A 21,097-nucleotide genomic window follows, 5' to 3' on the forward strand; every position below is an offset into this window, starting at 1 on the left:
CATGCGGCGAAGGCAGGGATAGTCCGCGTGGCGGGCAAGCTCAGGACCGGGGGTGGTTCGCGTGCGGATCTCCCCCGCGCGCGATACGGTCAAACACCAACTCTACCGGTCCCGCGGCCACGATCCGGCCTTCCTCCAGCACGATCGCGCGGTCGGCCATCTGGCGAACCAGCTCCATGTCGTGCGCGATGAACAGATAGGCGATGTCGCGTTCCGTTTGCAGGCGCAGCAGCAGCGCCACGATGTCGGCGCGGGTGGCAGGGTCCAGCGCGCTCAAGGCTTCGTCCAGCACGATCAGATCGGGTTTGAGGATCAGCGCACGGGCAATCGCGATCCGCTGGCGCTGACCGCCGGAAAATGCCTGGGCCAATCGGCCGATGGCGTCCGTCGGAAGGCCGACATGCGCCAGCGCCTCGGCCACCAGAAAGTCGCGTTCGGCAGCGCTCAGCCCGTCGCGCAGATGTAGCGGCTCGGCCACGATCCGCGACACCGTCTGGCGTGGGTCGAAACTGGCGGCGGGATCCTGGAATACGGCCTGCACGCGCCGCCGCATGGCGCGCACGTCCCGTCCCCGCATCGCCTGCCAATCCTGCCCGTCGAGCGTCACGACGCCGCCGTCGGGTCGATCGAGGCCAAGCGCCAACCGCCCCAGCGTCGACTTGCCCGAGCCCGAAGGCCCCACCACCGCCAGCGTCTCGCCGCGCCCGAGGGTGAAGGACACGTCGCGCAGCGCCGCGACCGAACCCTTGCGCCCAACATAGCTGCGCGCCACCCGATCGAACCGCAGGATCGGCGCGCCCGCCATGCGCGGGACCCGCGGCGGCACGCTGGTCGCGAGAGCCGAACCGGTTTCGACCACCCGCCCGCGATCCAGCGTGACGATGCGGTCGGAAACGGTGCGGGCGAGCTCCATATCGTGGGTCACGATCAGCAGCCCCATCGATCGATCGCGCGCCAGGCCGGACAGCAGGAGGATGATTTCCGCCCGCGCTGCGGGATCGAGCGACGCGGTCGGCTCGTCCGCCAGCAAGATCGCTGGCTTGGCGGCGATGGCCATCGCGATCGCCACGCGCTGGCGCTGCCCCCCCGACAGCGTATGCGGATAGCGATAGGGCGGGAGCGGAAGCCCAACCCGATCCAGCAGCCGTTCCACTTCGGCGTCGATCTCCGCGCGCGACAGGCCGGAATGCTGTTCCAGCACTTCGCCGATCTGGCGGCCGATCGTCAGCGCGGGGTTGAGCGCGGTCGCGGGTTCCTGAAAGACGATGCCGATCCGTCCGCCGCGCAAGGCCCGTAACGCCGCCTCATTCAGTGTGCGGAGATCGTGGCCGTCGACCCGCACCACGCCATGCTCGATCGCGTCTTTGGGGAGGAGGTCCATCGCGGCGGCGGCGAGCGTCGATTTGCCCGAGCCCGACGGGCCAACCAGCGCCACGATCTCGCCGGCGGCAACCTGCAGCGAGACGGCGTCGAGCGCGACCGTTTCGCCATAGCGTACCGACAGATGCTCGATCTGGAGCGCGCTCACAGCCCCGCCTCCGGTGCCAGTCGGTCCCGTAATGGCTCGCCGGTCAGGTTGATGGCGCAGATCGTCACGACGATCGCGAGCCCGGGCAGCAGCGCCAATCGCGGCGCCACCCCGATCAGCGTCTGCGCCTCCGCCACCATCCGCCCCCAACTCGCGACCGGCGGCTGGGCGCCCAGACCAAGGAAGGACAACGCCGCCTCGGCCAGGACGCCCAGCGACAGCTGCAGCGTCGCCTGGACGATCAGCGGCCCGGCGATGTTCGGCAGGACATGCTCGATCGAGATCCGCGTCTGGCCCTTGCCGGCCAGCCGGGCCGCGAGGATGAAGTCACGCGTCCAGATCGCGCGCGCCGCCGCGCGCGTGACCCGGGCGAACACCGGAATGTTGAACAGCCCGATGGCCAACGCGGCATGGCTGGCGCCCGGCCCCCACACCGCCAGGACCAGCATCGCCAGCACCAGCGCAGGAAAAGCGAACACTATATCGGACATGCGGGCGACCAGTTCGTCGATCCACCCCGGCTTCGCCGCTGCCAACAGGCCCAGCGGCACGCCCGCCGCCAGCCCGACCGCGAGCGCAAGCGCCGCCACGCCCAGCGCCGGACGCGCGCCGATCATCAGCAGCGAAAGCAGGTCGCGACCCAGCTGGTCGGTGCCCAGCGGATGACGAAACGAGCCCGGCTGGAGTCGACCCGGCACGTCGATCGCCGTGATGTCCCACGGCACCCAGAGCAACGACAGCAGCGCCGCGCCGATGATGAACACCAGCAGGATCGGCCCCAGCAGGCGCGCAAGCCGCCCGCCGCTCATGCTTTGTCCCTCAAGCGCGGATCGAGCAACGCCTGTGCGGCATCGGTCAGAAAGCTTGCACTGACGGTCACCACGACCAGCAACATGGCCACAGCCTGCACAACGATCAGGTCGCGCGCGGTGATCGCCTGAACGATCAGCCGCCCGAGGCCGGGCAGATAAAAGACATTCTCGACGATCACGCTGCCCCCAAGCAGGAACGGGAATTGCAGCCCGATCACGGCCAGGATCGGGCCCGCCGCATTGGGGGCGACATGGCGCCACAGGATCAGGCCGCGGCCGAGACCCTTGGCGCGGGCCGTGCGGACATAATCGCGTCCCAGCTCGGCGACGAGCGCGGCCCGCGCGACCCGCGCGATCAGCGCCGCCTGGGGTAGCGCGAGCGCCAGGCTCGGCAGAATCAGCGCCGCCAGCGCAGGCCCCGTTCCTGCCTGCCAGCCCGGAAAACCGCTCGCCTCCACCCAGCGCAGCCGTACGGTGAACATCAACAGCAGGATCATCGCCAGCCAGAAACTGGGAATGGCAACGCCGACCCGCGTCGTGAGCCCGATCGCGCGATCGAGCAGACCGCCCGGCCGGAGCGCGGCGGCGAAGGCCGCGCACAAACCCAGCACCACCGACAGGATCATCGCCAGGCAGGCGAGCGGCAGGGATACCGCAAGACGTGCGGACAGCAGCCCCGCAACCGGGATGCGATAGGCGTAGGAGATGCCGAAATCGCCATGCAACAACCCGCCGATCCAGGCTGCATAGCGGGCGATCGGGGGGCCGTTCAGGCCCAATTCCTCCCGCAATGCCGCGACCGATTGCGGGCTTGCCTCCATCCCCATCATGAACTGGGCGGGATCGCCGGTGATGCGCTGCAGCAGCAGGAAGATGACCAGACTGGCGCCGACCAAGGTGAGCAGCAGCACGCTCAGCCGCCGCGCCGTCCAGCCGATACCGCCGATCCGCGCCAACCCGATCAGCCCGCCGATCGCAAGCGCGCCCAGCATCGGCATCAGCCAGCCCCGCCCCCCGCTCTGCCCCTCTTGAGTGCCATCCGCTCCGGCGAAGCGCGCGGCCGAGAAATCGACCGTCTGTAGCGGCGTGTTGGACCAGAGCTGCGTCAGGCGCGCGTCGGCGACGGCCAGGTGCGGAAACTGGAACAGAAAGCCGTTTACCGCGTCACCGGCGATGCGCCGCTGGATTGCGCCCAGCAGGACATGCCGCCGGGCCGGGTCGGCAGTGGCCTTCAACTGCGCCAGCAAAGCCGCCACGGCTTCGCCCCGATAGCCGAAATAATAATCCTTCCGGCCGTAAATCACATAGTCCGACGGCTCGACATGGTTGATCACGGTCATGTCGTAATCGTGCCGGCCGAACACCTCGTCGAGCCATTGCGGCCATTCCACCGGCACGATCACGGCCTTGATGCCGATCGCGGCCAGTTCCGCCGCCACGATTTCGCCGCTGCGGCGGGCATAAGCCGGCGGCGGCAGCTTGAGCGTCAGGGTGAGACCATGGGGATATCCCGCCTGCGCCAGCAGCGCCCGCGCCCGTGCCGGATCGTGCGGATACAGCCCGGTCAGATCGACATAATCGGGATTTTGCGGCGGGAAATGGCTGCCGATCGGCTGTCCATAGCCGTACATGGCGCCGTCGATGACGGCCCTGCGATCGATGGCGAAGGCGATCGCGCGCCGCACCCGCAAATCCCGCAGGGGGCCTTTGGCGTTGTTCAGCGCAAGAATAACCTCCCCTTCGCTCGGCGCGGTGGTCACGCGCAAGCTGGGATCGGCACGCAATTGCGCCAGGTTTTCAGGCGCCGGATAGTCCGGAAACAGGTCGACGGCATGCGTCTTCACCGCCGCATAGGCCGCGGCGGGATCGCTGATGAAGCGATAATCGATCCGGCGGAGTGCGGGTTTTGCCCCCCAATAGGCATCGTTTCGAAGCAATGTCAGGCGATCGCCCCGCGCCCAACTGCCGTAGCGAAATGGCCCCGTCCCGATCGGATCGGTCGCCAATCTGCCTGCCGATGCCGGGGCGACCATCACGCAATCGCCCCACGCCAGCAACACCGGCAAGCCGGCATCCGGCGCGTTCAGGCGGATGCGCACGGTCAACGGATCGAGGATGTCGATCCCCGCAATTTCCGCCAGGGCCTGCGCCTGCGCGTTGCTGGAGCCGGGCGCGATGGCGCGCAGCAGGCTGAACCGGACGATCCGCGCATCGAAGGATGTGCCATCGGAGAAGCGCACATTGGGTCGCAGGTGGAAGATGTAGCTGCGCGCATCGGGCGCCATCGTCCAGCTGGTCGCGAGCAAAGGCACAGCGGCGCCCGTCGCATCCAGTGTGGTCAGGCCTTCGAAGATGGTGCGGTAGGTGACCTCGTCGATCGCGGCGGCCGCGCCCGATGTCGGGTCGAGCGTGGGCGGCTCCAGCTGCAGCGCGACGACGATCCGATCGCGCGCCGATGCGGGCGCCACGAACGCCAGCGCGAGCGCCAAGCTGTAGACAAGCAAACGCAGCAGTGTCTTAGCGACCGTCATTCAACCGCTGCGATCATTGGAGCCCGTTCGTGTCGCGTAGGCGTCGAGCGTAGCCGAGAAGCCATATCGAGACATCCCATCCCTCGATGCACGCTCCCGACTTCAGCTAAAAACTATACCGCCCCCGAACGCCGAAGCTGCGCGGTCGCCCGGGCGAGGCGATATCGATGCCGCCCAGGAAGAAGTTCCGGGTCAGATCATAATGTTGGTTGAACAGGTTGCGCCCATACAGCCCAACGCTCCAGGGGCCTGACGCCAGCGTCAGCGTCGCGTTGACTAGCCAATAATCATGCACCCGGAAATTGGGGCCGAGCAGCACCGGCGCCAGCGTATCGCGATAGGCATAATCGGCCTGCGCCGTCAGCGCATAGCCGCCGAGCGGCAGCCGATAGCTGGCCGAGCCGGTATAGCTCCAGTGCGGAAAGCCCTGATCCTGGCCGCGGCGGCTGACCGTCACCGCCTGGCCCGCGGCCGTGCTGGCGGCGATGTCGAGATCGTTGAAGCGATCGAACTTGCCCTTCCGCCACGTCAGCCCCTGGGTGATTTCTAGGCCTGCGATCGGCGCCCAGGTCAGCTCCGCCTCGACCCCATAAATGTGCGATTTGGGCGCGTTGACGATCTTGCCGACCGCGCCATAGATCGGGCTGTAGATGGCGGACTGCACCTGCTGGCGACGATAATCATAATAGAATGCCGCGCCGTTCAGGCGCAGCGTGCGCCCGGCCAGTTCGTTCTTCGTGCCCACCTCATAAGCGTACAGGACTTCCGGCTTGAACGGCGCCAACTGGTCCGTCGTCAGCGTATTATAGGCCGTGAACCCGCCCGATTTCACGCCGCGGCTGGCGCTCGCATAGACGAGATTGGCCGGGCTGAGATGATAATTGGCGGCGACCTTGCCGGTCAGCTGGGTATAGCTTTGGTCCGACTGGCCGGCCGGAACGCCGATGCCGACCAGTGGCGTCGTGGTGGTATCGAAATCGCGCAGATGCCGTACCTCCCGCTCCAGCCGCAGCCCACCCGTCAGCGTCAGCTTCGACGTCAGATCATAATCGAGCTGGCCGAAGCCGGCGATCGTGTGCGCCTGTTGCCGATAGGAGGTACGCGCCACGAAGCCGAGCGACTGCACGAAATCGCTGTCGAACTGGTCGCGCAACTGCTCGCTGGAATAATAGCCCCCGACGATCCAGCGCAGGCGGCCGGAACCGGTCGATGCGAGGCGGACTTCCTGCGAGAAGACGTTTGCGCGGCTGCCGAAGTAGGTGCCCGCATAGGCCAGATCCGAGGCGTCCCAGTCATTATATTCGCGCCGCCGGAAATGTTCGTAAGCGGTGACACTGGTGAGCTTCGCATCGCCGAGGTCGACCGCCAGCGTGGCATGGCCGCCGATCGTCTCATTGTCGCGGAACGGCTTGGTGTCGGCGGCGAAGCCATGGAGGGCGGCGAATTGATCCGACGCACCCCAACCGGTGGCGCGATGACCGCTGTCGGCGGGAATGACGCGGCTTGGCGATGCGCTGCCATACGGAAAGACCAGCGGGTCGAACAGGCGCAGCCCGGTCGCCTCCGACGTGTCGCGGCCATAATGACCCTCCACCAGTAGATCGACCCCGCCGCCCGTATAGGCGATCTGCCCACGCGCACCCCAGCGATCGGCATCACCCAGGCTGCGACCGGTGAGCCGATCATGCTGGAAGCCCCCACCCTGCTCGGTCGCCCCGGAGATCCGTACGCTCAGCCCCTCGCCGATCGGGCCGGAAATATGGCCCTCGGCGCGGAAGAGATCGAAACTGCCATAGTCCGCATCCAGGCCGACGGAGAGCGTGCTGGTCGGCCGCGCCGTCAGAAAGTTGATCGCGCCGCCGGTGCTGTTGCGGCCGTATAGGGTGCCCTGCGGTCCGCGCAGCACCTCGACCCGGTCGAGATCGAACAGCAGGCCCTGCGTCTGGATCGGGAAAGACTTGGCGACCTCGTCAACATAAATGCCGACCGGCGAGGCATTGTTGGAGGCGTAATCGTCAAACCCGACGCCGCGCAGCCGGAATTGCGGCTGGCCGCCGCCAAAGGCCGGGACCGCCTCCAGACCGGGTGTCTGATATTGCAGCTGATTGACGTTGGTGACCCCGCGGGTGACCAGATCGGCTCCGTTCAGGACCGACAGCGCGACCCCCACTTGCTGCGCCTGCTCAGGCCGCCTTTGTGCCGTAACGACAACCTCTGGCAGGCTATCGCTATCGACATCCGCAAGGACGGGAGCGGACAGGGTGGCCACCAGCATAGCACCGAGGACGCGGCAGGCGGAGGGAGCGACAAAGCCAGAGATATTTCGCATTTGCGGAAAAATGAAGCATGGATTGCGTTGTAGCAAGCAGATATTTCGCAATTTGCAAATTAGTTGATCCTGCTGTTGCGTATTTGCGCATGCGATGGAAGAGGGACTGGGTGGCGAAGAACAATCCCAAGCGGGCGATCGATCGCGGCGCCCCAGCTTCCGTGGTCGCGGCCAAATTCGGCGGGCTGTCCCGCTTCTCTGCAGCCATCGGCAAGCCCCCGTCGACCGTGCACCGCTGGCTCGTCCGCGGCCACATCGATGGTGCCTATCATCCGGAGATTATCACGGCGGCGCAGGTGCCGGGCAATTTGGTCGATGGTGCACGACTGGTGCCGCTGGACTTCGTCGATACGCGCATCCGCGATGATCGCGCCATGCTCGCGGCGGATGCGGCCACCGATGCGCGGCGCGTGATCGATACGCTGCCGGCCAGCGAGGCGAGCCACACCCATTTCACGCGCGCCGATTGGGCGCGCCTCCGCTCGGCCGTGCCGCTGACGCTGGACGAAGCCGATCTGGTGCGGCTGCGCGGCACCAACGATCCGATCTCGCTGGACGAGGTGCAGGACGTCTATCTGCCGCTGACCCGGCTCATCAATCTGCACGTCAATGCGGCCCACGGCCTGTCGCGCGTGACCGACGACTTTCTCGGCCGGCCCGCGGCCCGGCGCCCCTATGTCGTGGCGATTGCGGGATCGGTGGCGGTCGGCAAAAGCACGAGCGCACGCCTGTTACGCGCGCTGCTGTCGCGCTGGCCGGATCATCCCCGTGTCGATCTCGTCACGACCGATGGCTTCCTCTATCCGAACAGCACCTTGGCCGCGCGCGGGCTGATGGAGCGCAAGGGCTTTCCCGAAAGCTATGACGTGCGCCGCATGATCCAGTTCCTGGCCGACATCCGCCTGACCGGGCGCGGCACCGCCCCCCTCTATTCGCACCATGTCTACGACGTCCGGCCAGAAGTGCAGGTGGTCGAGAATCCCGACATCCTGATCTTCGAAGGGCTGAACGTCCTGCAGATCGGGATCGGCCCGGACGGCACGCGCGCGCCCTTCACCGCGTCCGATTTCTTCGACCTGTCGCTCTACATCGATGCCGCGCCCGGCGACATTTCGCGCTGGTTCGAGGAGCGGTTCATGCTGCTCCGCGCGACCGCCTTCCAGGATCCGACCGCTTTCTTCCACAAGCTCGCGATCCTGCCTGAAGAGGAAGCGCGCGGCATTGCACGCCGCATCTGGCGCGACGTCAACGAACTCAACCTGGTCGAGAACATTCTACCCAGCCGCCAGCGCGCCGACGTCATCGTCCGCAAGGACGCCGATCACCGCATCGACAATCTGTGGCTGCGGAAGCTCTGACCTCGCTCTGCATCAGAAGAATGCGGCCAAACACAAAGCAAGGTATTCTTCATATAATGGAAGCATTCTACTTTGCCCGTAGGCCTACATCGCGCGTTCAATCAGATCGGGTAAATGGATCCCCGTTGATCCGACGAACAAGTTCCTCGAGTGCCGCCGATTTTGTCCAAAATCTTTGCACGTTGCGACGCAAGCCACGTTCGGAATAATATACCGACCAACCGAGAACGCCCCGCGCGGCAACATAACGCTCGCTCAACGGCGCGCCGATCACATATGCGTCGGAGCGGATATGATTGTCGCGGATCCAGTTGGAGAATGCAGCTTCATTCACGGCTAGGTCCGCCTGAGGTGGCGTTCGGGCACTGCCTTACGCGCTGACATAGGCGATTCATTGTCGATGCCTCTGACGGATGAGGACTTCCACTAACCGGTTCGTGCCGGGCTTGGTTCTTCGGGTGCGTTGCGCTTACCTCCTACGGCCCCGGCCTCCGCCGGGGCGACCGTTACTCCACGAACAGCAACGCCGGCGTTTCGACCAGTTTCTTTACGGCCTGAACGAAGCTGGCCGCATCATGGCCGTCGACGACGCGATGGTCGCAGGAAATCGACATGTTCATCATCTTGGCGATGACAATCTGGCCGTCGCGGACGATCGGCCGTTCGGCCACCTTGTTGGGGCAGAGGATCGCGACTTCGGGACGGTTGATCACCGGCGTCGCGGCAATGCCGCCGAGCGGGCCGAGCGAGCTCAGCGTCAGCGTCGAGCCGGACAGTTCCTCGCTCTTCGCCTTGCCGGTGCGGGCGGCTTCGGCCAGCCGCTTCACCCCGGCGGCAAGTTGCCAGACATTCTTGGCCTGCGCATCATGGATCACCGGCACCATCAGCCCTGCATCGGTCTGCGCGGCGATACCGAGATGGACCGCACCGGATCGCGTAATGACATTCGCTTCGTCATCATAGCGCGCGTTGATCATCGGGAATTTCGGCAAGGCCTTGCAGATCGCGACGATCAGGAACGGCAGGATCGTCAGTCGATCCTTGCTGCCGCGCGTGTCGTTAAGGTCCGCCCGCAGCGCCTCCAGCTTGGAGACGTCATATTCCTCGACATAGGTGAAATGCGGAATGGCGCGTTTCGACGCCGCCATATTCTCCGCGATCCGCCGGCGCAGGCCGACGACCTTGATCTGCTCGTCGGCGCGGGCGCCGCCCGACGTGCGATAGCCCTGATTGTAGGTCAGGAAGGCATCGAGATCGGCATGGCGAATGCGGTCGCCTTCGGCCTGTACCTGGGCGAGATCGATACCGAGATTCTTCGCTCGCTCCCGCACCGCCGGCGAAGCCAACGTACGCCGTGGCTCCCTCCCCCCTTGTGGGGGAGGGCTGGGGAGAGGGGGCGGTGCCACAGGCAACGAAGCGTCGGCTTCCGCCTCACGCCCCCTCTCCCAACCCTCTCCCACAAGGGGAGAGGGCTTTTCGGTTTCGCCCAGCGGCACCGGATCACTTTTCACCACCTGCGCGGCCTCGTTCGGCGCCGTCTCCACCACCGGCGCGGCCGCAACCTCGGCCCCAGCCTCGGTCTCGAACACCGCCAACACCGACCCGATCGCGATCTGGTCGCCGGTCTCGCCCGCAACCTCGACGATCTTGCCCGCGACCGGGGCCGTCATTTCGACCGTCGCCTTGTCGGTCATCATGTCGCACAGCGGATCGTCTTCTTCGACCATGTCGCCGATCTTGACATGCCAGGCGACGATCTCCGCCTCGGCAATGCCCTCGCCGATGTCCGGCAGCTTGAAAGAATAGCGCGCCATCAGGCCTCCAACACCTTTTCGAGAGCTTGGGTAAGCCGCACCGGGCCCGGGAAATAGGCCCATTCCAGACTATGCGGATAGGGCGTATCCCACCCGGTCACGCGCTCGATCGGAGCCTCGAGCGCATAGAAGCAGCGCTCCTGGATCAGCGCCGCCAGTTCGGCACCGAAGCCGCTGGTCTTGGTCGCTTCATGCACCGCGACGACGCGGCCGGTCTTGCGGACCGACGCCTCGATCGTCTCAATATCCAGCGGCAGCAAGGTGCGCAGATCGATGATCTCCGCATCGATCCCCATCTCCGCGACCACGCCGACCGCCACATGGACCATCGTGCCGTAGCAGAGGATCGTCACCGCCTCGCCCTCGCGCACGATCGCGGCCTTGCCGAGCGGGATACGATAATAATCCTGGGGCACGATGCTCGACGGATGCTTCGCCCAGGGCGTCACCGGCCGATCATAATGGCCGTCGAACGGGCCGTTATAGATGCGCTTGGGTTCGAAGAAGATGACCGGATCATTATCCTCGATCGCGGCGATCAGCAGGCCCTTGGCATCATAGGGATTGGACGGGATCACCGTCTTCAGCCCGGCGACCTGCGTGAACATCGCTTCCGGCGACTGGCTGTGCGTCTGTCCGCCGAAAATGCCGCCGCCAAAGGGCGAGCGCACCGTCATCGGCGCGGTATATTCGCCGGCAGAGCGATAGCGCAGGCGCGCGGCCTCGGAGACGAGCTGATCGAGCGCGGGATAGATATAATCGGCGAACTGGATCTCCGGCACCGGGCGCAGGCCATAGGTGCACATGCCGACCGCGACGCCGATGATGCCGAGCTCCGTGATCGGCGTGTCGAACACGCGGGTCTTGCCATATTTGGCCTGGAGATGCTCGGTGGCTTTGAAGACCCCCCCGAAATAGCCGACGTCCTCCCCCATTACGACGATGTCGGGATCGCGATCCATCATCACGTCCAGCGCGCTGTTGATCGCCTGGATCATGTTCATCGGCTTGGTGGCGGCATCAGCCGTCGCCCCGGCGGAGGCCGGGGCCGCTGGCGTTTGCCTGGCATCTCCGCCTGCAGCAGCCCCGGCCTCCGCCGGTGCGACGATATCCTCGCTCATATGCCGGCCTTCTTGCGTTCGTCGATCATCTGCTGGCTCTGTTCCTTCAGATGCCACGGCATCTCTTCGAACACGTCCTCGAACATCGTCGTGAACGGATGCTGCAGCAGGCCGTCGGCGAGGATGCCCTGCGCTTCCGCTTGGCGCTGGGCGGCGCGCACCTCTTCGGCGACCGCCTTGTCCATCGCCGCATGACGTTCCTCATCCCACGCGCCGATCGCGATCAGATGCTGTTTCAACCGCGCAATCGGATCGCCCAGCGGCCATTTCACATTCTCTTCGGCCGAACGATATTTGGTCGGATCGTCCGAGGTCGAATGCCCTTCGGCGCGATAGGTGAAGAATTCGATCAGCGTCGGCCCGGCATTGGATCGGGCGCGTTCCGCCGCCCAGTCCGTCGCGGCAAAGACCGCGAGCGCATCATTGCCGTCCACCCGCAGGCCGGCCATGCCATAGCCGATCGCGCGCGCCGCGAAGGTCGTATTCTCCGCGCCGGCAAAGCCGGAGAAGGAGCTGATCGCCCACTGATTGTTGATCACGTTCAGGATCACCGGGGCGCGGTACACGCTGGCGAAGGTGCAGGCGGAATGGAAGTCGCCCTCCGCCGTCGATCCCTCGCCGCACCAGGCGGCGGCGATGCGGGTGTCGCCCTTGGCCGCGCTCGCCATCGCGAAGCCGACCGCCTGCGGATATTGCGTCGCAAGATTGCCCGAGATCGAGAAGAAGCTCGCATCCTTGACCGAATACATGATCGGCATCTGCCGGCCCTTCAGCCGGTCGCCCAGGTTCGAATAGACCTGGCACATCATGTCGACCAGGCTCCACCCGCGCGCGATCAGCAGCCCCTGCTGGCGATAGGAAGGGAAGCACATATCGTCGCGGTCGAGCGCATAAGCCGCGGCGATCGAGGTCGCCTCCTCGCCCGTGCACTTCATGTAGAAGCTGGTCTTGCCCTGGCGCTGGGCGCGATAGAGCCGATCGTCATAGGCGCGCGTCAACGCCATATGGCGGAGCATCGCAATCAGCCGCTCCGGCGCCAGGCGCGGATCCCACGGCCCCACCGCGGCTCCGTCATCGTCCAGCACGCGGACAAGGCTATAGGCATGATCGCGCATCGTATCCGGCGCGGCATCGATCGAGGGACGAGTGACCGCGCCCGCCTGGCCACGATCGAAATCGGCATAATCGACCGCGTCGCCCGGGCGGAATTGTGGCTCGGGCACATGCAGCGCGAGTGGCGGCAGGTTGCGGCGAGAGCCCTCGGCCATGTCGTTCATCCTCTTCCGGCACTCTTCGATGCGTGCGCCAAGCTGGTAACGAGCTTATAATTTTGTTGCAACATCACGCAACATTGTTTGTCCGATGCCTTGCCCCTACCGCCGCGTCTTGGGCGGTCGGCACGGCCCTTCGATCGCGATCTGCTGCGGCGTGCGGGGCAAGGTCGCCAGTGTCAGCGCCCCCTTTCGCGCGACATCCAGCATCGTGAATGCCCTGTCCGCCGCGGCGGCAAACTCCGCGGCCGTTATCACGCGATTGATGTCGGCATCCGCCGCGGCAACGGGCTCGGGTATGTTCAACCAGGCATAGCGGCCCGCCCCCATGGCGCCGCCATAGTCGGCCGATCGCCCGACCGCGTCGCTTTCATGCTTCTTCCTGCGCTCCGCATAAAAGCCGTCGGGACGGGCGACGAAGAGCGATGTCTCGGGCGCGATGACGCTTTCATATTGGCCGACTTCGTCGGGGGTGAGGCGGCCGTCTTTGTCGGTATCGAGCTGGCGGAAGAACTGCATCGCATCCTTCACCAATTCTTCCCGGCTGATCGCACCGTCCTTGTTGGTGTCTGCGCGGGCGAACCATGTCGCAGACGGGTAAGGCTGGCCCGCCGCGGCGCGGAACGGCTCCCCCATCGGCGAAAGGAAGACCGGGGCGGTGCCCGGCGGCGCGCACAACGGCGCGTCGCGCGGCGGCTTGGGCGCGGCCGCCGCCACGCTGGTCGCGATCGTCAGCGACAACAGGCTGGCTGCGGCGCGTGCGAAGGTCAGCGTACGCGCTCCAGCGAAAACAATCCCCGCGGCGGATTGGACGGCGGCGGCGCGGGCGTGCCGGTGGCGACGCGCCCTGCCCGCTGGTACAGATCGACGCTTGCGAGGATGAGGTCGCGGGCGCGCGACGGCAAGGCGCCGACCCGTTCGACATCGCTCTCGGGCGCCTGCACGAGCGGCCTGACAGCCGCGTCTTCCTGGCGCGCAGGGACGCCCGCCGCGCGCGGTGCGGCCCATGCGATCACCTGCATCAAGCGTGTGCCGGCCTTGAGCGCCTCGCCGGCCAGCAGCAGTTGCGCACGGATCGAGACATGCTGGCGGTCGGCGGCGCCGTCTCCGGCGAAATAGGCATTGCATTCCTCCTGCAGTGCCAGCGCTTCCCGGTGCAGCCCCGCAATCACGCGATCAGACAAAGGAAGGACGGAAACCGACGCCATGAGGATCCTCTCCGCTGCCCCATGCCACAGGTCCCACGCGGCACCAAAGCGCAAAGAAGTTCAGGGCGGCGATTGCGCGAACGCTTGAACGATTTGGCGGCTTTCCTATCTCTCGTTCAGCCTTCGTCGCCATTTGGGGCGGAGGCGGACGGTCCGGCGGAACCCGCGGACCGCATCATGTTCGATCGCTTTTGAAAGGATTGATAATCATGCGTAGTTTTGATTTTGCCCCCCTCCTCCGCTCCTCGATCGGCTTCGAGAATTTGAACCGACTGGTCGATTTCGCCACGCGCGGCGAAGCAGAGGCCTATCCGCCCTATAATATCGAGAAGGTCGGCGAAGACGCCTATCGCATCTCGATGGCGACGGCCGGCTTCACCCGTGATGAGCTGGAAATCACCGCGCAGGACAATGTCCTGATCGTGACCGGTCGCGCCAATGAAGGCGCCGAGGGCGAGACGCGCGAATTCCTGCACCGTGGTATTGCCAAGCGTGCGTTCGAGCGTCGCTTCCAGCTTGCCGACACCATCCGGGTGACCGGCGCGGGCTATAATGACGGCCTGCTCGACATCCAGCTGGTCCGCGAAGTGCCGGAGCATAAGAAGCCCCGGAACATCCAGATCGACAGCAGCACCCCGCAGCAGACGATCGACGCGGTCAACGATCGCCAGGCGGCCTAAGCCTCCGGTCTGGCGTTGGCCCTGCGCGCCCCGTCCGGTGTGGGCGGCGCGGGCCTAAAGAACCCCCTCCCGCGACCCTGGCGGGAGGGGGTTTTTTCTGTGGGGCAGCGGTTGCCCCGCCCTGGGCAGCGGACCGCCCGCTGAGATGCTGCCTACCGGATCATGGCAAAGCCGATCAGGATCCAATATATCAGTTCGCCGCCTTGGCGCCGCCAGCCGCGGCATCGCGGCGGGCCGGCGGCAGGCAATGCGTTGCCGCGCTGACCCAATCCACCTCGTCGGCGGCAGGGACATGCTCGCCCTTGCCGACCGATCCGTTGCGTTCCGCAGGGTCGTAGGTGATCCAGCCCATACTGTTGTCGAAGCCGGACACGCGCGCATTGTCACGACGGGCGGTGGCGGCATCGATCTCCGGCTGCTCTACCCGCGAGCTTCGTATCATGCGGATCGAACCTTCGCGCAGTTCCCATGCGCGGTAATAGGTCCGCCCAAAGAAGTGCTGGAGGAAACTGGGTTTGGACGTCCACTGCTTGGCTTGGGTGGCGCTCGGCAGGCGAATGGTCGTCACGTAACAACCGAATTCGGACTTCTGGTAATAGGGTATGTCCGGATCCTGATCCGCTCCGCGCACCCGCCGCTCGGGCGGGCTGAACCCGCCGCCAGGCAGCGCCAGCGACTTCACGCCATTATCATCGTCCTCCCAACTGACGGGCCCCATCCCGCTGATCTTGAGGACGCTGGCGCCGGCCTTCTCGTCATAACGCCATTGCACATCGTCAATCGTTTGAAAGGTATCGCCGATCGCATTCTGGCGGAAAGCGGCGAGCAGCTGAGCGGATGTCAATGCTGAGAGTTGCATCTGCTGCTGAAGGCCTTCCACCCCGCGCAAGATGGTCGTACTGACGACGTGCGCGGGTTTATCGAACCCGGCGCGCGCATCGGCATCGTAGAGGTGGATCTCGTCTGGTGCCGCCAGAGGCTGCCAGACGAGCCGCTCGAGCGGACTGCCGGCGATGCTGAGGGGCAACACGCGGCTGATTGGAATAACCGGCGCGATGCTGGCCCGCGCGACCGGCGGCAGCGTGCCGTCCATCCAATAGCTCACGCCATCGATACGGGCGCGCACCAGCACATGATCGAATAATTGCGGGATCGGCAATCTCTGCTCGAGACCATCGTCATTGCCGGTCGAATTGACGAGCACCGCTTCCGCATCGACGCCAAGCTGCTTGAGCAAGGCGAGCAACAGCGCGGTCTTCGCCTTGCAATCGCCATAGCGTCGGGTCCAGGTCTGATCGGCGTTGGCCGGCTGGAGGTTGCCGCCGTTTAGCCCCACATAGACATAACGCACGTCCTGCTGGACGAGCTTCAGCGCCGCAGCGGCCCGATCCATCGGTGTGGCGTACGCTGTAGCGATCCGCTCCACCTCCTTGAACAGCGCCGAACCCGGGGCCAACATTGCCGCCCTCGCATATAGTGGCGCGAAGTGGCGCGAGACCGACGCCCAGTCCGCGAAGTCGCTATATTGGACGATCCGTTGCCATTGATAGCGCGCCGGCGCATCGGTGGGCGGCGACAGCGGCGGCGGGTTGTCGAAGCGGAACTCTATTGCGCGATCCTTGCGTTCCGCCACCCGCTCCATGTCTGCGGCCATTTTGATGTTCGGCTGATGCCCCTGATCCCAATTCAGGCCAAGACGATAGTGACCGGGCGCCGGGATGGGCGCCAGCACGAGAACGCCCGATTCATGGTGAAGCAACGTCGGATCGCTGACGAACGTCGTCAGATCCATCTCCAGCTCGTCACCGACGCGCAGGTCCGGAACGCGCAGCACCGCCGTGAGCATGCCGTCGAGTGTCGCCGCCTCAAGTTGCTGCTCGCGGCGCAGGACTTCAAACGAGGCATCCTTCAAAACGTCGATCGGCTGGCCGTCGCGATACACCTTGATCTCGTGCACGATCGGCGCGCCGGCGACGGGATTCCACGTGATGGAGATATTGCCGAGCGCGAGCGCGTTCGACTGCAGGATCTTGAAGCGTGATCCGCTATATTGCGCCTGCCCCGCGTCACCGACGTGTATGATCGCATCCTGCCGTCGCACGAATATGGGACCGGAGACATTGTCAGGCACCGCCAACATCGCCGACGGCACAACCCAGGCGGGTGCAGGCCCGCGACGAACCTGTTGCATATCTGCAGAGGCCACGCCCGTTAGGGACATGGCAGCCACCAAAGCCGACAATGCGCGCACATTTACCCCCTGTTGAGCGGCATTGTGACAGATGAACAAACAGGTTCAAGAGCGCGTCGCCAACAAGGGCGCGGCGATAACAGATTTTGCAGTCGCGCGCTCGCGGCCGTCCCGCCATTGAACCGTCGTGCAATCGCTGCCACGTTCCGCGCAACGATGGAGGGGCGTAATGGACAGGGTAAGACGGTTCGGGTGGATCTATTGCGTCGGTTTCATGCTGGTGGTCGCCATCGGCTATGTGCCGCAATTCCACGACGCACAGGGCAATCTGTTCGGCCTGTTCAACCTCGATCTTTACGATGACAGCCTGCACTTCTTTTCCGGATTGTGGGCCGGTATCGCGGCCCTGCTCTCCTATCGCGCATCGCGCCTGTATTTCCGGCTGTTCGGCCCGCTCTATTTTGCCGATGGCGTGATGGGGCTGTTCCTGGGCAGCGGTTATCTCGACGGCGGCATCTTCCTGTACGGGCCGATCAAGGAATCGCTCTACGCGCACGTCTTCGCCAACCTGCCCCACCTCGTCATCGGCGGCCTGGCCATCTGGGTCGGCTATCGTCTCGCCGCATCGCCCGTAGCGCCCACCGCGACCGCTGCCGCGTGAAGCGGCGCTGGCGCATCCTGGCGGCGGTCGGTGGTCTGGTTGCCGCCGTCGTGCTGGTGCCGATCACCTATATCGAGGTGGGGTGCAGGCCCAGCGGCGGCACGCCGCTTGCACCCTCCACCGCTCTCCTGCCGCCAACCGAGCGCCGCCCCGCGGTGCAAACCTATCTGACCTATCCGGAATGGCATATCGTCTATGAGGCGGAGGCCTTTGCGCGCCATCTCGAATCCGGCGCACCGCCGAGCAGCTTTGCCTATGGGTCGCAGATTGGCGGCTTCTGGACGAGCTATTGCCAGGTCAACCGGCTGACGGGAAACCGGCCCGGCGCAGGCGCGGCAAAGGTCACCATCTACACGATCGGCATCAGCTATACGGTCGAGCTGGCGGTGAAGGCGGCCTATGAGCGCACGATCGGCCGTCTGTTCGAATGGGCGAGCGGCTGGACCAGCGCCGACGATCACTACGCCGCGCGCGTCCAGGCCGACTATGGCCGCTTCCTGCACGAGACGCCCTGGTATCGCTTTCCCTTCCGTCAGGCGTTGGCGGGCGAATGGCGCACGACCGAGCCCGAACTGCATGCGCGCCATTGGGAGCGGCGGCTGGCCCTGTCCGGCGAATATGGCGTGAAATCCGTCTATGCCGGCCTGATCGACATGGCGACGGGCGCCACGGTCGGGCGCGACGAGCGGACCTTACGCATGGTCGTGCAGGCGACGCCGCAGGCCGTGCGCGCGGTCGACCCACGGCTCGTGCCCGTCCGGACGCTGCCGGGCGGCCGGACGGTGGTGGAAGCGCCGCGCTACCAGCAATATAACGATCTGCTGGCCAAACTTGCCGGGACCGACATCCCGATCGTCGAAATCGCCGGCAATGACGAGATTTTCACGACCCTGCTCCTGCCGGAGACGAGCAAGCCTGCCGGGCAGGTTATCTTCACGCTGCCGATCGACCGGCCGGGCTGGCGGCGGTTCGGCGTCGCCACGAAAGTGCCGCGCGTCCTGGACCTGCTGCGGCAGACCCGCGCGGCCGGCGGTATCGTCGAGCATGTCTACGATTATTAAGCGCACCGCGCGGGCGGTGGCGCTGGTCGCTTTGGTCCTGGGCGGCTGGACCGCGATCATGATCGCAATGCCGTTCGTGGGGCCGGCCGGGCGCGACGTGGCGGTGGTCGGGAATACCGCGCGCGCGATCGACGCGATCCGCGCCGCGGACGGCGAGATCGTGGGATTACGGCAAGGCGCGACGATCGCCCGCTCCACCCGGCCCGGCTTCGTACGCGCGCTTTATGCGGCGGGCGCGCCGTTGGTGATCGAGGGGCGCGTGGCCGAAGGCTGTTTCGCGAAGAAGGGCGCATAAGCCGCATACCAGCTGTTGCTGAACAGGCCGTCCGGATCCCATTGCCGCTTGGCCGCGAAGAAGCCGCCAATCTCCGGATAGGACCGCGCCAGTTGCTCCGGCGTGTAATGGAGCTGGTAGGGCAGGAAGAAGCGGCCGTGATGGGCCAGCGTCAGATCGATCAGGGCGCGCGTCAGGCGGCGCATCGCGTCATTGCCGGCCGGCGTGGTCGGCTGGTTCAGATAGAGCACGACCGAAAAAGCCGGCGCGGGCGCATAGCTCAGCGCATTGTCCTCGGTGCCGACCGCGCGGATCGAGGCATTGACGAGGTTTGCGTCCTGATCCTGGAAGATGCGTCGCATGCCGTCGATGAACGGCACGATCTGCCCACGCGGCACGAAATATTCGTGCAGGATGTCGGTTTCCTGCGGGAGATTGTTGAACAGATAAGCCACCGAATCGTGCATCGGATCGTTGCGCGCGACCAGGCACGCCTCGCCCGAGCCCTGCGCGGTCTGGCGGGTGACGGTACAGCTTTCGAACCGATGTTCGAGATTCTTCTCGCTCCACCATTTCCAGCTTTTGAACAGATCGTTCTTCTTGGCGAGATTGACCGTCATCCGCCGCAGCTTGGTGGAGCCCACCTCCCCCAGCCGCGCCCGCGGCAAGGCCTGATCCTCGGGCAGCTTGCGATATTCGTAGACCAGCGCCTCGCGCAGCAGGCTGCCCGGCGCGGTCGAGAGGTGGACATAGGACAGGCCGACGCTGGGATCGGCGGCGATACGCTGGAAGGTCGCCGGAAATTGGCGATAGTCGATCAGCGCACGTTCCGATCGATAGATATCGTTCGGAACCACATCCAGCGTCGCCGACAGGATCACCGCGAACAGGCCATAGCCACCCACGACATGGCGAAACAGATCGGCATTTTCCGTGGAGGAGGCGGTGACGATCTGCCCATCGGCCAGCATCAGGCGCAGGCTGCGGATAGAACCCATGACGGCACCGGCCTGATGATCCATGCCATGCGCGTTGACCGAGATCGATCCGCCGACCGAAAAGATGTCGGTCGACTGCATCGCCTTCACCGCGAAATCCGGCTGGATCGCGAGCTGGATCGCATGCCAGGTGGCGCCGGCGCCGACCGTGACGGTGCGTGCCGCCCGATCCAGCTGGATGCTGTTCATGCCGCGCATGTCCAGCACCACGCCGCCGTGGCGGAAGGCCTGCCCGCCCATCGAATGCTTCACGCCCGCCGCCGATATCGTCAGCTTATGGGCACGGGCATAAGCGAGCGCGGTGGCGACATCGGCCTCGTTGCGCGGGCGCACCACACCCGCGATGCTGGTACGACTGAGGCAGCTCGCATCGTTGATCGTACCGCCGCGTTGCGCCCAGGCGGGCTCCGGCGCATTGGCCGGCCGCGGCGGCTCGCCCGGCAGCGCGGGCAGGATGTCGGCACAATCCTTGGGCCCGTGCGGATCGGCGACCAGCGGCAAGGTGTAGACCGTCGTCGCCCCCGCCAGCAGCGCTATCGCCGACACCCCGATCAGCCACCGCCTGCCCCGTCGCGTCATTGCGCCTTCTTTCCCCAGCCGCTCATCCTGCACCGATCGTTAGCAGATCGTGGGCAGGATGCGACCGCCGCGCGGCGTAAGCCTTGGGCGACGATCTCGAGATCGGCCCGCGCACCACGGCGAGCGCAATAGGATCGAACGGCTCTTCTCCAAGTTGACGCACTTCCGTCGCGTTACCACCCGCCACGACACGCGCGCGGCAAACTTTCCTGCCATAGTCCAGCTCGCCTCAATGCACATTTGGCTGCGGGCTTATGAGTCTGTGGTCAAGATAAGTGCACAAACGGAATTGGGGAAAAGGTGGTCACTGTCCCCCCTCCCTTACGATCCTCGCATCGGATAACCCAGGGCCCAACCGCACATCTGCGTGCCTCGTCATCCGGTTGACTGGTAGCCAAACTTTGGACGTGCGCCGTCAACCAGATATCCGAAACGCGCCCATCCGAATGTTCGACGAGCCGATGCGTGCCAATCGCCAGCACCATAAGCCAAGACGATAACAGGAATAGCCGAGTTCGTCCGTCAAACCACAAGCTTAGGGCAAGCAGCATACCAGTAACACAGACAATTGCAGGCGTCCCGATATTGGGCCCATAAATCCAGCCTGTCATTCCGGTATGTATCACGCGATCATCGATCATTGCTATGACCCAGACCGTGATCATCGCCCTAACGATGAAT

17 protein-coding genes and 1 pseudogene are annotated in these 21,097 nt (G+C 65.3%); 6 read left to right on the forward strand and 12 right to left on the reverse strand.

Features of this window, described 5'->3' with window-relative positions:
* Window positions 1-40 precede the first annotated feature (40 nt).
* The 4 genes from nikE to ACSBM8_RS12865 form a co-directional block, all read right to left on the reverse strand.
* Window positions 41-1,528 (reverse strand): nickel ABC transporter ATP-binding protein NikE, encoded by a 1,488-nt coding sequence (gene nikE, locus ACSBM8_RS12850; protein ID WP_442678408.1) that lies wholly within the window; start codon window positions 1,526-1,528, stop codon window positions 41-43.
* A complete protein-coding gene (locus tag ACSBM8_RS12855) occupies window positions 1,525-2,337 on the reverse strand; it encodes an ABC transporter permease (RefSeq protein WP_442678409.1) in 813 nt (270 codons plus the stop codon). The genes nikE and ACSBM8_RS12855 overlap by 4 nt, the downstream gene beginning before the upstream one ends.
* Window positions 2,334-4,871 (reverse strand): ABC transporter substrate-binding protein, encoded by a 2,538-nt coding sequence (locus ACSBM8_RS12860; protein WP_442678410.1) that lies wholly within the window; start codon window positions 4,869-4,871, stop codon window positions 2,334-2,336. The genes ACSBM8_RS12855 and ACSBM8_RS12860 overlap by 4 nt, the downstream gene beginning before the upstream one ends.
* Before the next feature lie 106 nt (window positions 4,872-4,977).
* Entirely contained in the window at window positions 4,978-7,146 is a 2,169-nt protein-coding gene (locus ACSBM8_RS12865) for a TonB-dependent receptor (protein ID WP_442678411.1), read from the reverse strand.
* A gap of 164 nt (window positions 7,147-7,310) precedes the next feature.
* Here ACSBM8_RS12865 and coaA point away from each other — a divergent pair, with 164 nt between their 5' ends.
* Window positions 7,311-8,558, forward strand: a complete 1,248-nt coding sequence (coaA, locus tag ACSBM8_RS12870; RefSeq protein WP_442678412.1) for a type I pantothenate kinase — start codon at window positions 7,311-7,313, stop codon at window positions 8,556-8,558.
* 97 nt (window positions 8,559-8,655) lie between these two features.
* Here the strand turns inward: coaA and ACSBM8_RS12875 are convergent, their stop codons facing one another.
* The 6 genes from ACSBM8_RS12875 to ACSBM8_RS12900 all read right to left on the reverse strand — a co-directional run bounded on the left by ACSBM8_RS12875 (window position 8,656) and on the right by ACSBM8_RS12900 (window position 13,972).
* Entirely contained in the window at window positions 8,656-8,892 is a 237-nt protein-coding gene (locus tag ACSBM8_RS12875; RefSeq protein ID WP_442678413.1) for a hypothetical protein, read from the reverse strand.
* Window positions 8,893-9,064: 172 nt separating this feature from the next.
* Window positions 9,065-10,372, reverse strand: a complete 1,308-nt coding sequence (locus ACSBM8_RS12880; protein ID WP_442678414.1) for a dihydrolipoamide acetyltransferase family protein — start codon at window positions 10,370-10,372, stop codon at window positions 9,065-9,067.
* On the reverse strand, window positions 10,372-11,376 hold the full coding sequence (locus ACSBM8_RS12885) for an alpha-ketoacid dehydrogenase subunit beta (protein WP_442681591.1): 1,005 nt from the start codon (window positions 11,374-11,376) through the stop codon (window positions 10,372-10,374). Before ACSBM8_RS12885 ends, ACSBM8_RS12880 begins: the two co-directional genes overlap by 1 nt.
* 113 nt (window positions 11,377-11,489) lie before the next feature.
* On the reverse strand, window positions 11,490-12,761 hold the full coding sequence (locus tag ACSBM8_RS12890; RefSeq protein WP_442678415.1) for a thiamine pyrophosphate-dependent enzyme: 1,272 nt from the start codon (window positions 12,759-12,761) through the stop codon (window positions 11,490-11,492).
* A gap of 105 nt (window positions 12,762-12,866) precedes the next feature.
* Window positions 12,867-13,505 carry a hypothetical protein gene (locus tag ACSBM8_RS12895; RefSeq protein WP_442678416.1) on the reverse strand — a complete coding sequence of 213 codons (639 nt, stop codon included), beginning with the start codon at window positions 13,503-13,505 and terminating at the stop codon, window positions 12,867-12,869.
* A gap of 26 nt (window positions 13,506-13,531) precedes the next feature.
* Window positions 13,532-13,972: a DUF1465 family protein gene (locus ACSBM8_RS12900; protein WP_442678417.1), complete on the reverse strand. Its 441-nt coding sequence runs from the start codon at window positions 13,970-13,972 to the stop codon at window positions 13,532-13,534.
* Window positions 13,973-14,181: 209 nt separating this feature from the next.
* Between ACSBM8_RS12900 and ACSBM8_RS12905 the strand changes: the two genes are divergently transcribed.
* On the forward strand, window positions 14,182-14,652 hold the full coding sequence (locus ACSBM8_RS12905) for an Hsp20 family protein (RefSeq protein ID WP_442678418.1): 471 nt from the start codon (window positions 14,182-14,184) through the stop codon (window positions 14,650-14,652).
* A 190-nt stretch (window positions 14,653-14,842) separates the two neighbouring features.
* Here the strand turns inward: ACSBM8_RS12905 and ACSBM8_RS12910 are convergent, their stop codons facing one another.
* Entirely contained in the window at window positions 14,843-16,792 is a 1,950-nt protein-coding gene (locus ACSBM8_RS12910) for a DUF3857 domain-containing protein (protein ID WP_442678419.1), read from the reverse strand.
* Window positions 16,793-17,072: 280 nt separating this feature from the next.
* Between ACSBM8_RS12910 and ACSBM8_RS12915 the strand changes: the two genes are divergently transcribed.
* The 3 genes from ACSBM8_RS12915 to ACSBM8_RS12925 are packed head-to-tail and all read left to right on the forward strand — an operon-like array spanning window position 17,073 to window position 18,860.
* On the forward strand, window positions 17,073-17,504 hold the full coding sequence (locus ACSBM8_RS12915) for a DUF4383 domain-containing protein (protein WP_442678420.1): 432 nt from the start codon (window positions 17,073-17,075) through the stop codon (window positions 17,502-17,504).
* Window positions 17,501-18,565 (forward strand): hypothetical protein, encoded by a 1,065-nt coding sequence (locus tag ACSBM8_RS12920; RefSeq protein WP_442678421.1) that lies wholly within the window; start codon window positions 17,501-17,503, stop codon window positions 18,563-18,565. Before ACSBM8_RS12915 ends, ACSBM8_RS12920 begins: the two co-directional genes overlap by 4 nt.
* A complete protein-coding gene (locus ACSBM8_RS12925; RefSeq protein WP_442678422.1) occupies window positions 18,549-18,860 on the forward strand; it encodes a hypothetical protein in 312 nt (103 codons plus the stop codon). Before ACSBM8_RS12920 ends, ACSBM8_RS12925 begins: the two co-directional genes overlap by 17 nt.
* On the opposite strand, the gene ACSBM8_RS12930 is transcribed toward ACSBM8_RS12925, so the two are convergent.
* Entirely contained in the window at window positions 18,788-20,416 is a 1,629-nt protein-coding gene (locus ACSBM8_RS12930) for an FAD-binding oxidoreductase (RefSeq protein WP_442678423.1), read from the reverse strand. The two genes, ACSBM8_RS12925 and ACSBM8_RS12930, sit on opposite strands and share 73 nt — an antisense overlap.
* A gap of 121 nt (window positions 20,417-20,537) precedes the next feature.
* Between ACSBM8_RS12930 and ACSBM8_RS12935 the strand changes: the two are divergent.
* Window positions 20,538-20,678: pseudogene (locus ACSBM8_RS12935) on the forward strand (IS5/IS1182 family transposase); the annotation flags it as partial.
* Window positions 20,679-21,097: the final 419 nt, after the last annotated feature.

Origin of the sequence: Sphingomonas sp. ASY06-1R, from assembly GCF_052180265.1 — a bacterium.
In the GTDB taxonomy this organism is placed as follows: domain Bacteria; phylum Pseudomonadota; class Alphaproteobacteria; order Sphingomonadales; family Sphingomonadaceae; genus Sphingomonas_I.

What these genes read in the sequence shown, in the direction of transcription:
- ACSBM8_RS12910 (WP_442678419.1), bottom strand. Translation starts at nt 16,792, where the DNA reads ATGTTGGCGGTGCCTGACAATGTCTCCGGTCCCATATTCGTGCGACGG.
- ACSBM8_RS12890 (WP_442678415.1), bottom strand. Translation starts at nt 12,761, where the DNA reads ATGGCCGAGGGCTCTCGCCGCAACCTGCCGCCACTCGCGCTGCATGTG.
- ACSBM8_RS12865 (WP_442678411.1), bottom strand. Translation starts at nt 7,146, where the DNA reads ATGCTGGTGGCCACCCTGTCCGCTCCCGTCCTTGCGGATGTCGATAGC.
- ACSBM8_RS12925 (WP_442678422.1), top strand. Translation starts at nt 18,549, where the DNA reads ATGTCTACGATTATTAAGCGCACCGCGCGGGCGGTGGCGCTGGTCGCT.
- ACSBM8_RS12930 (WP_442678423.1), bottom strand. Translation starts at nt 20,416, where the DNA reads ATGACGCGACGGGGCAGGCGGTGGCTGATCGGGGTGTCGGCGATAGCG.
- ACSBM8_RS12915 (WP_442678420.1), top strand. Translation starts at nt 17,073, where the DNA reads ATGGACAGGGTAAGACGGTTCGGGTGGATCTATTGCGTCGGTTTCATG.
- ACSBM8_RS12880 (WP_442678414.1), bottom strand. Translation starts at nt 10,372, where the DNA reads ATGGCGCGCTATTCTTTCAAGCTGCCGGACATCGGCGAGGGCATTGCC.
- ACSBM8_RS12905 (WP_442678418.1), top strand. Translation starts at nt 14,182, where the DNA reads ATGCGTAGTTTTGATTTTGCCCCCCTCCTCCGCTCCTCGATCGGCTTC.
- ACSBM8_RS12860 (WP_442678410.1), bottom strand. Translation starts at nt 4,871, where the DNA reads ATGACGGTCGCTAAGACACTGCTGCGTTTGCTTGTCTACAGCTTGGCG.
- ACSBM8_RS12900 (WP_442678417.1), bottom strand. Translation starts at nt 13,972, where the DNA reads ATGGCGTCGGTTTCCGTCCTTCCTTTGTCTGATCGCGTGATTGCGGGG.
- ACSBM8_RS12885 (WP_442681591.1), bottom strand. Translation starts at nt 11,376, where the DNA reads ATGAACATGATCCAGGCGATCAACAGCGCGCTGGACGTGATGATGGAT.
- ACSBM8_RS12855 (WP_442678409.1), bottom strand. Translation starts at nt 2,337, where the DNA reads ATGAGCGGCGGGCGGCTTGCGCGCCTGCTGGGGCCGATCCTGCTGGTG.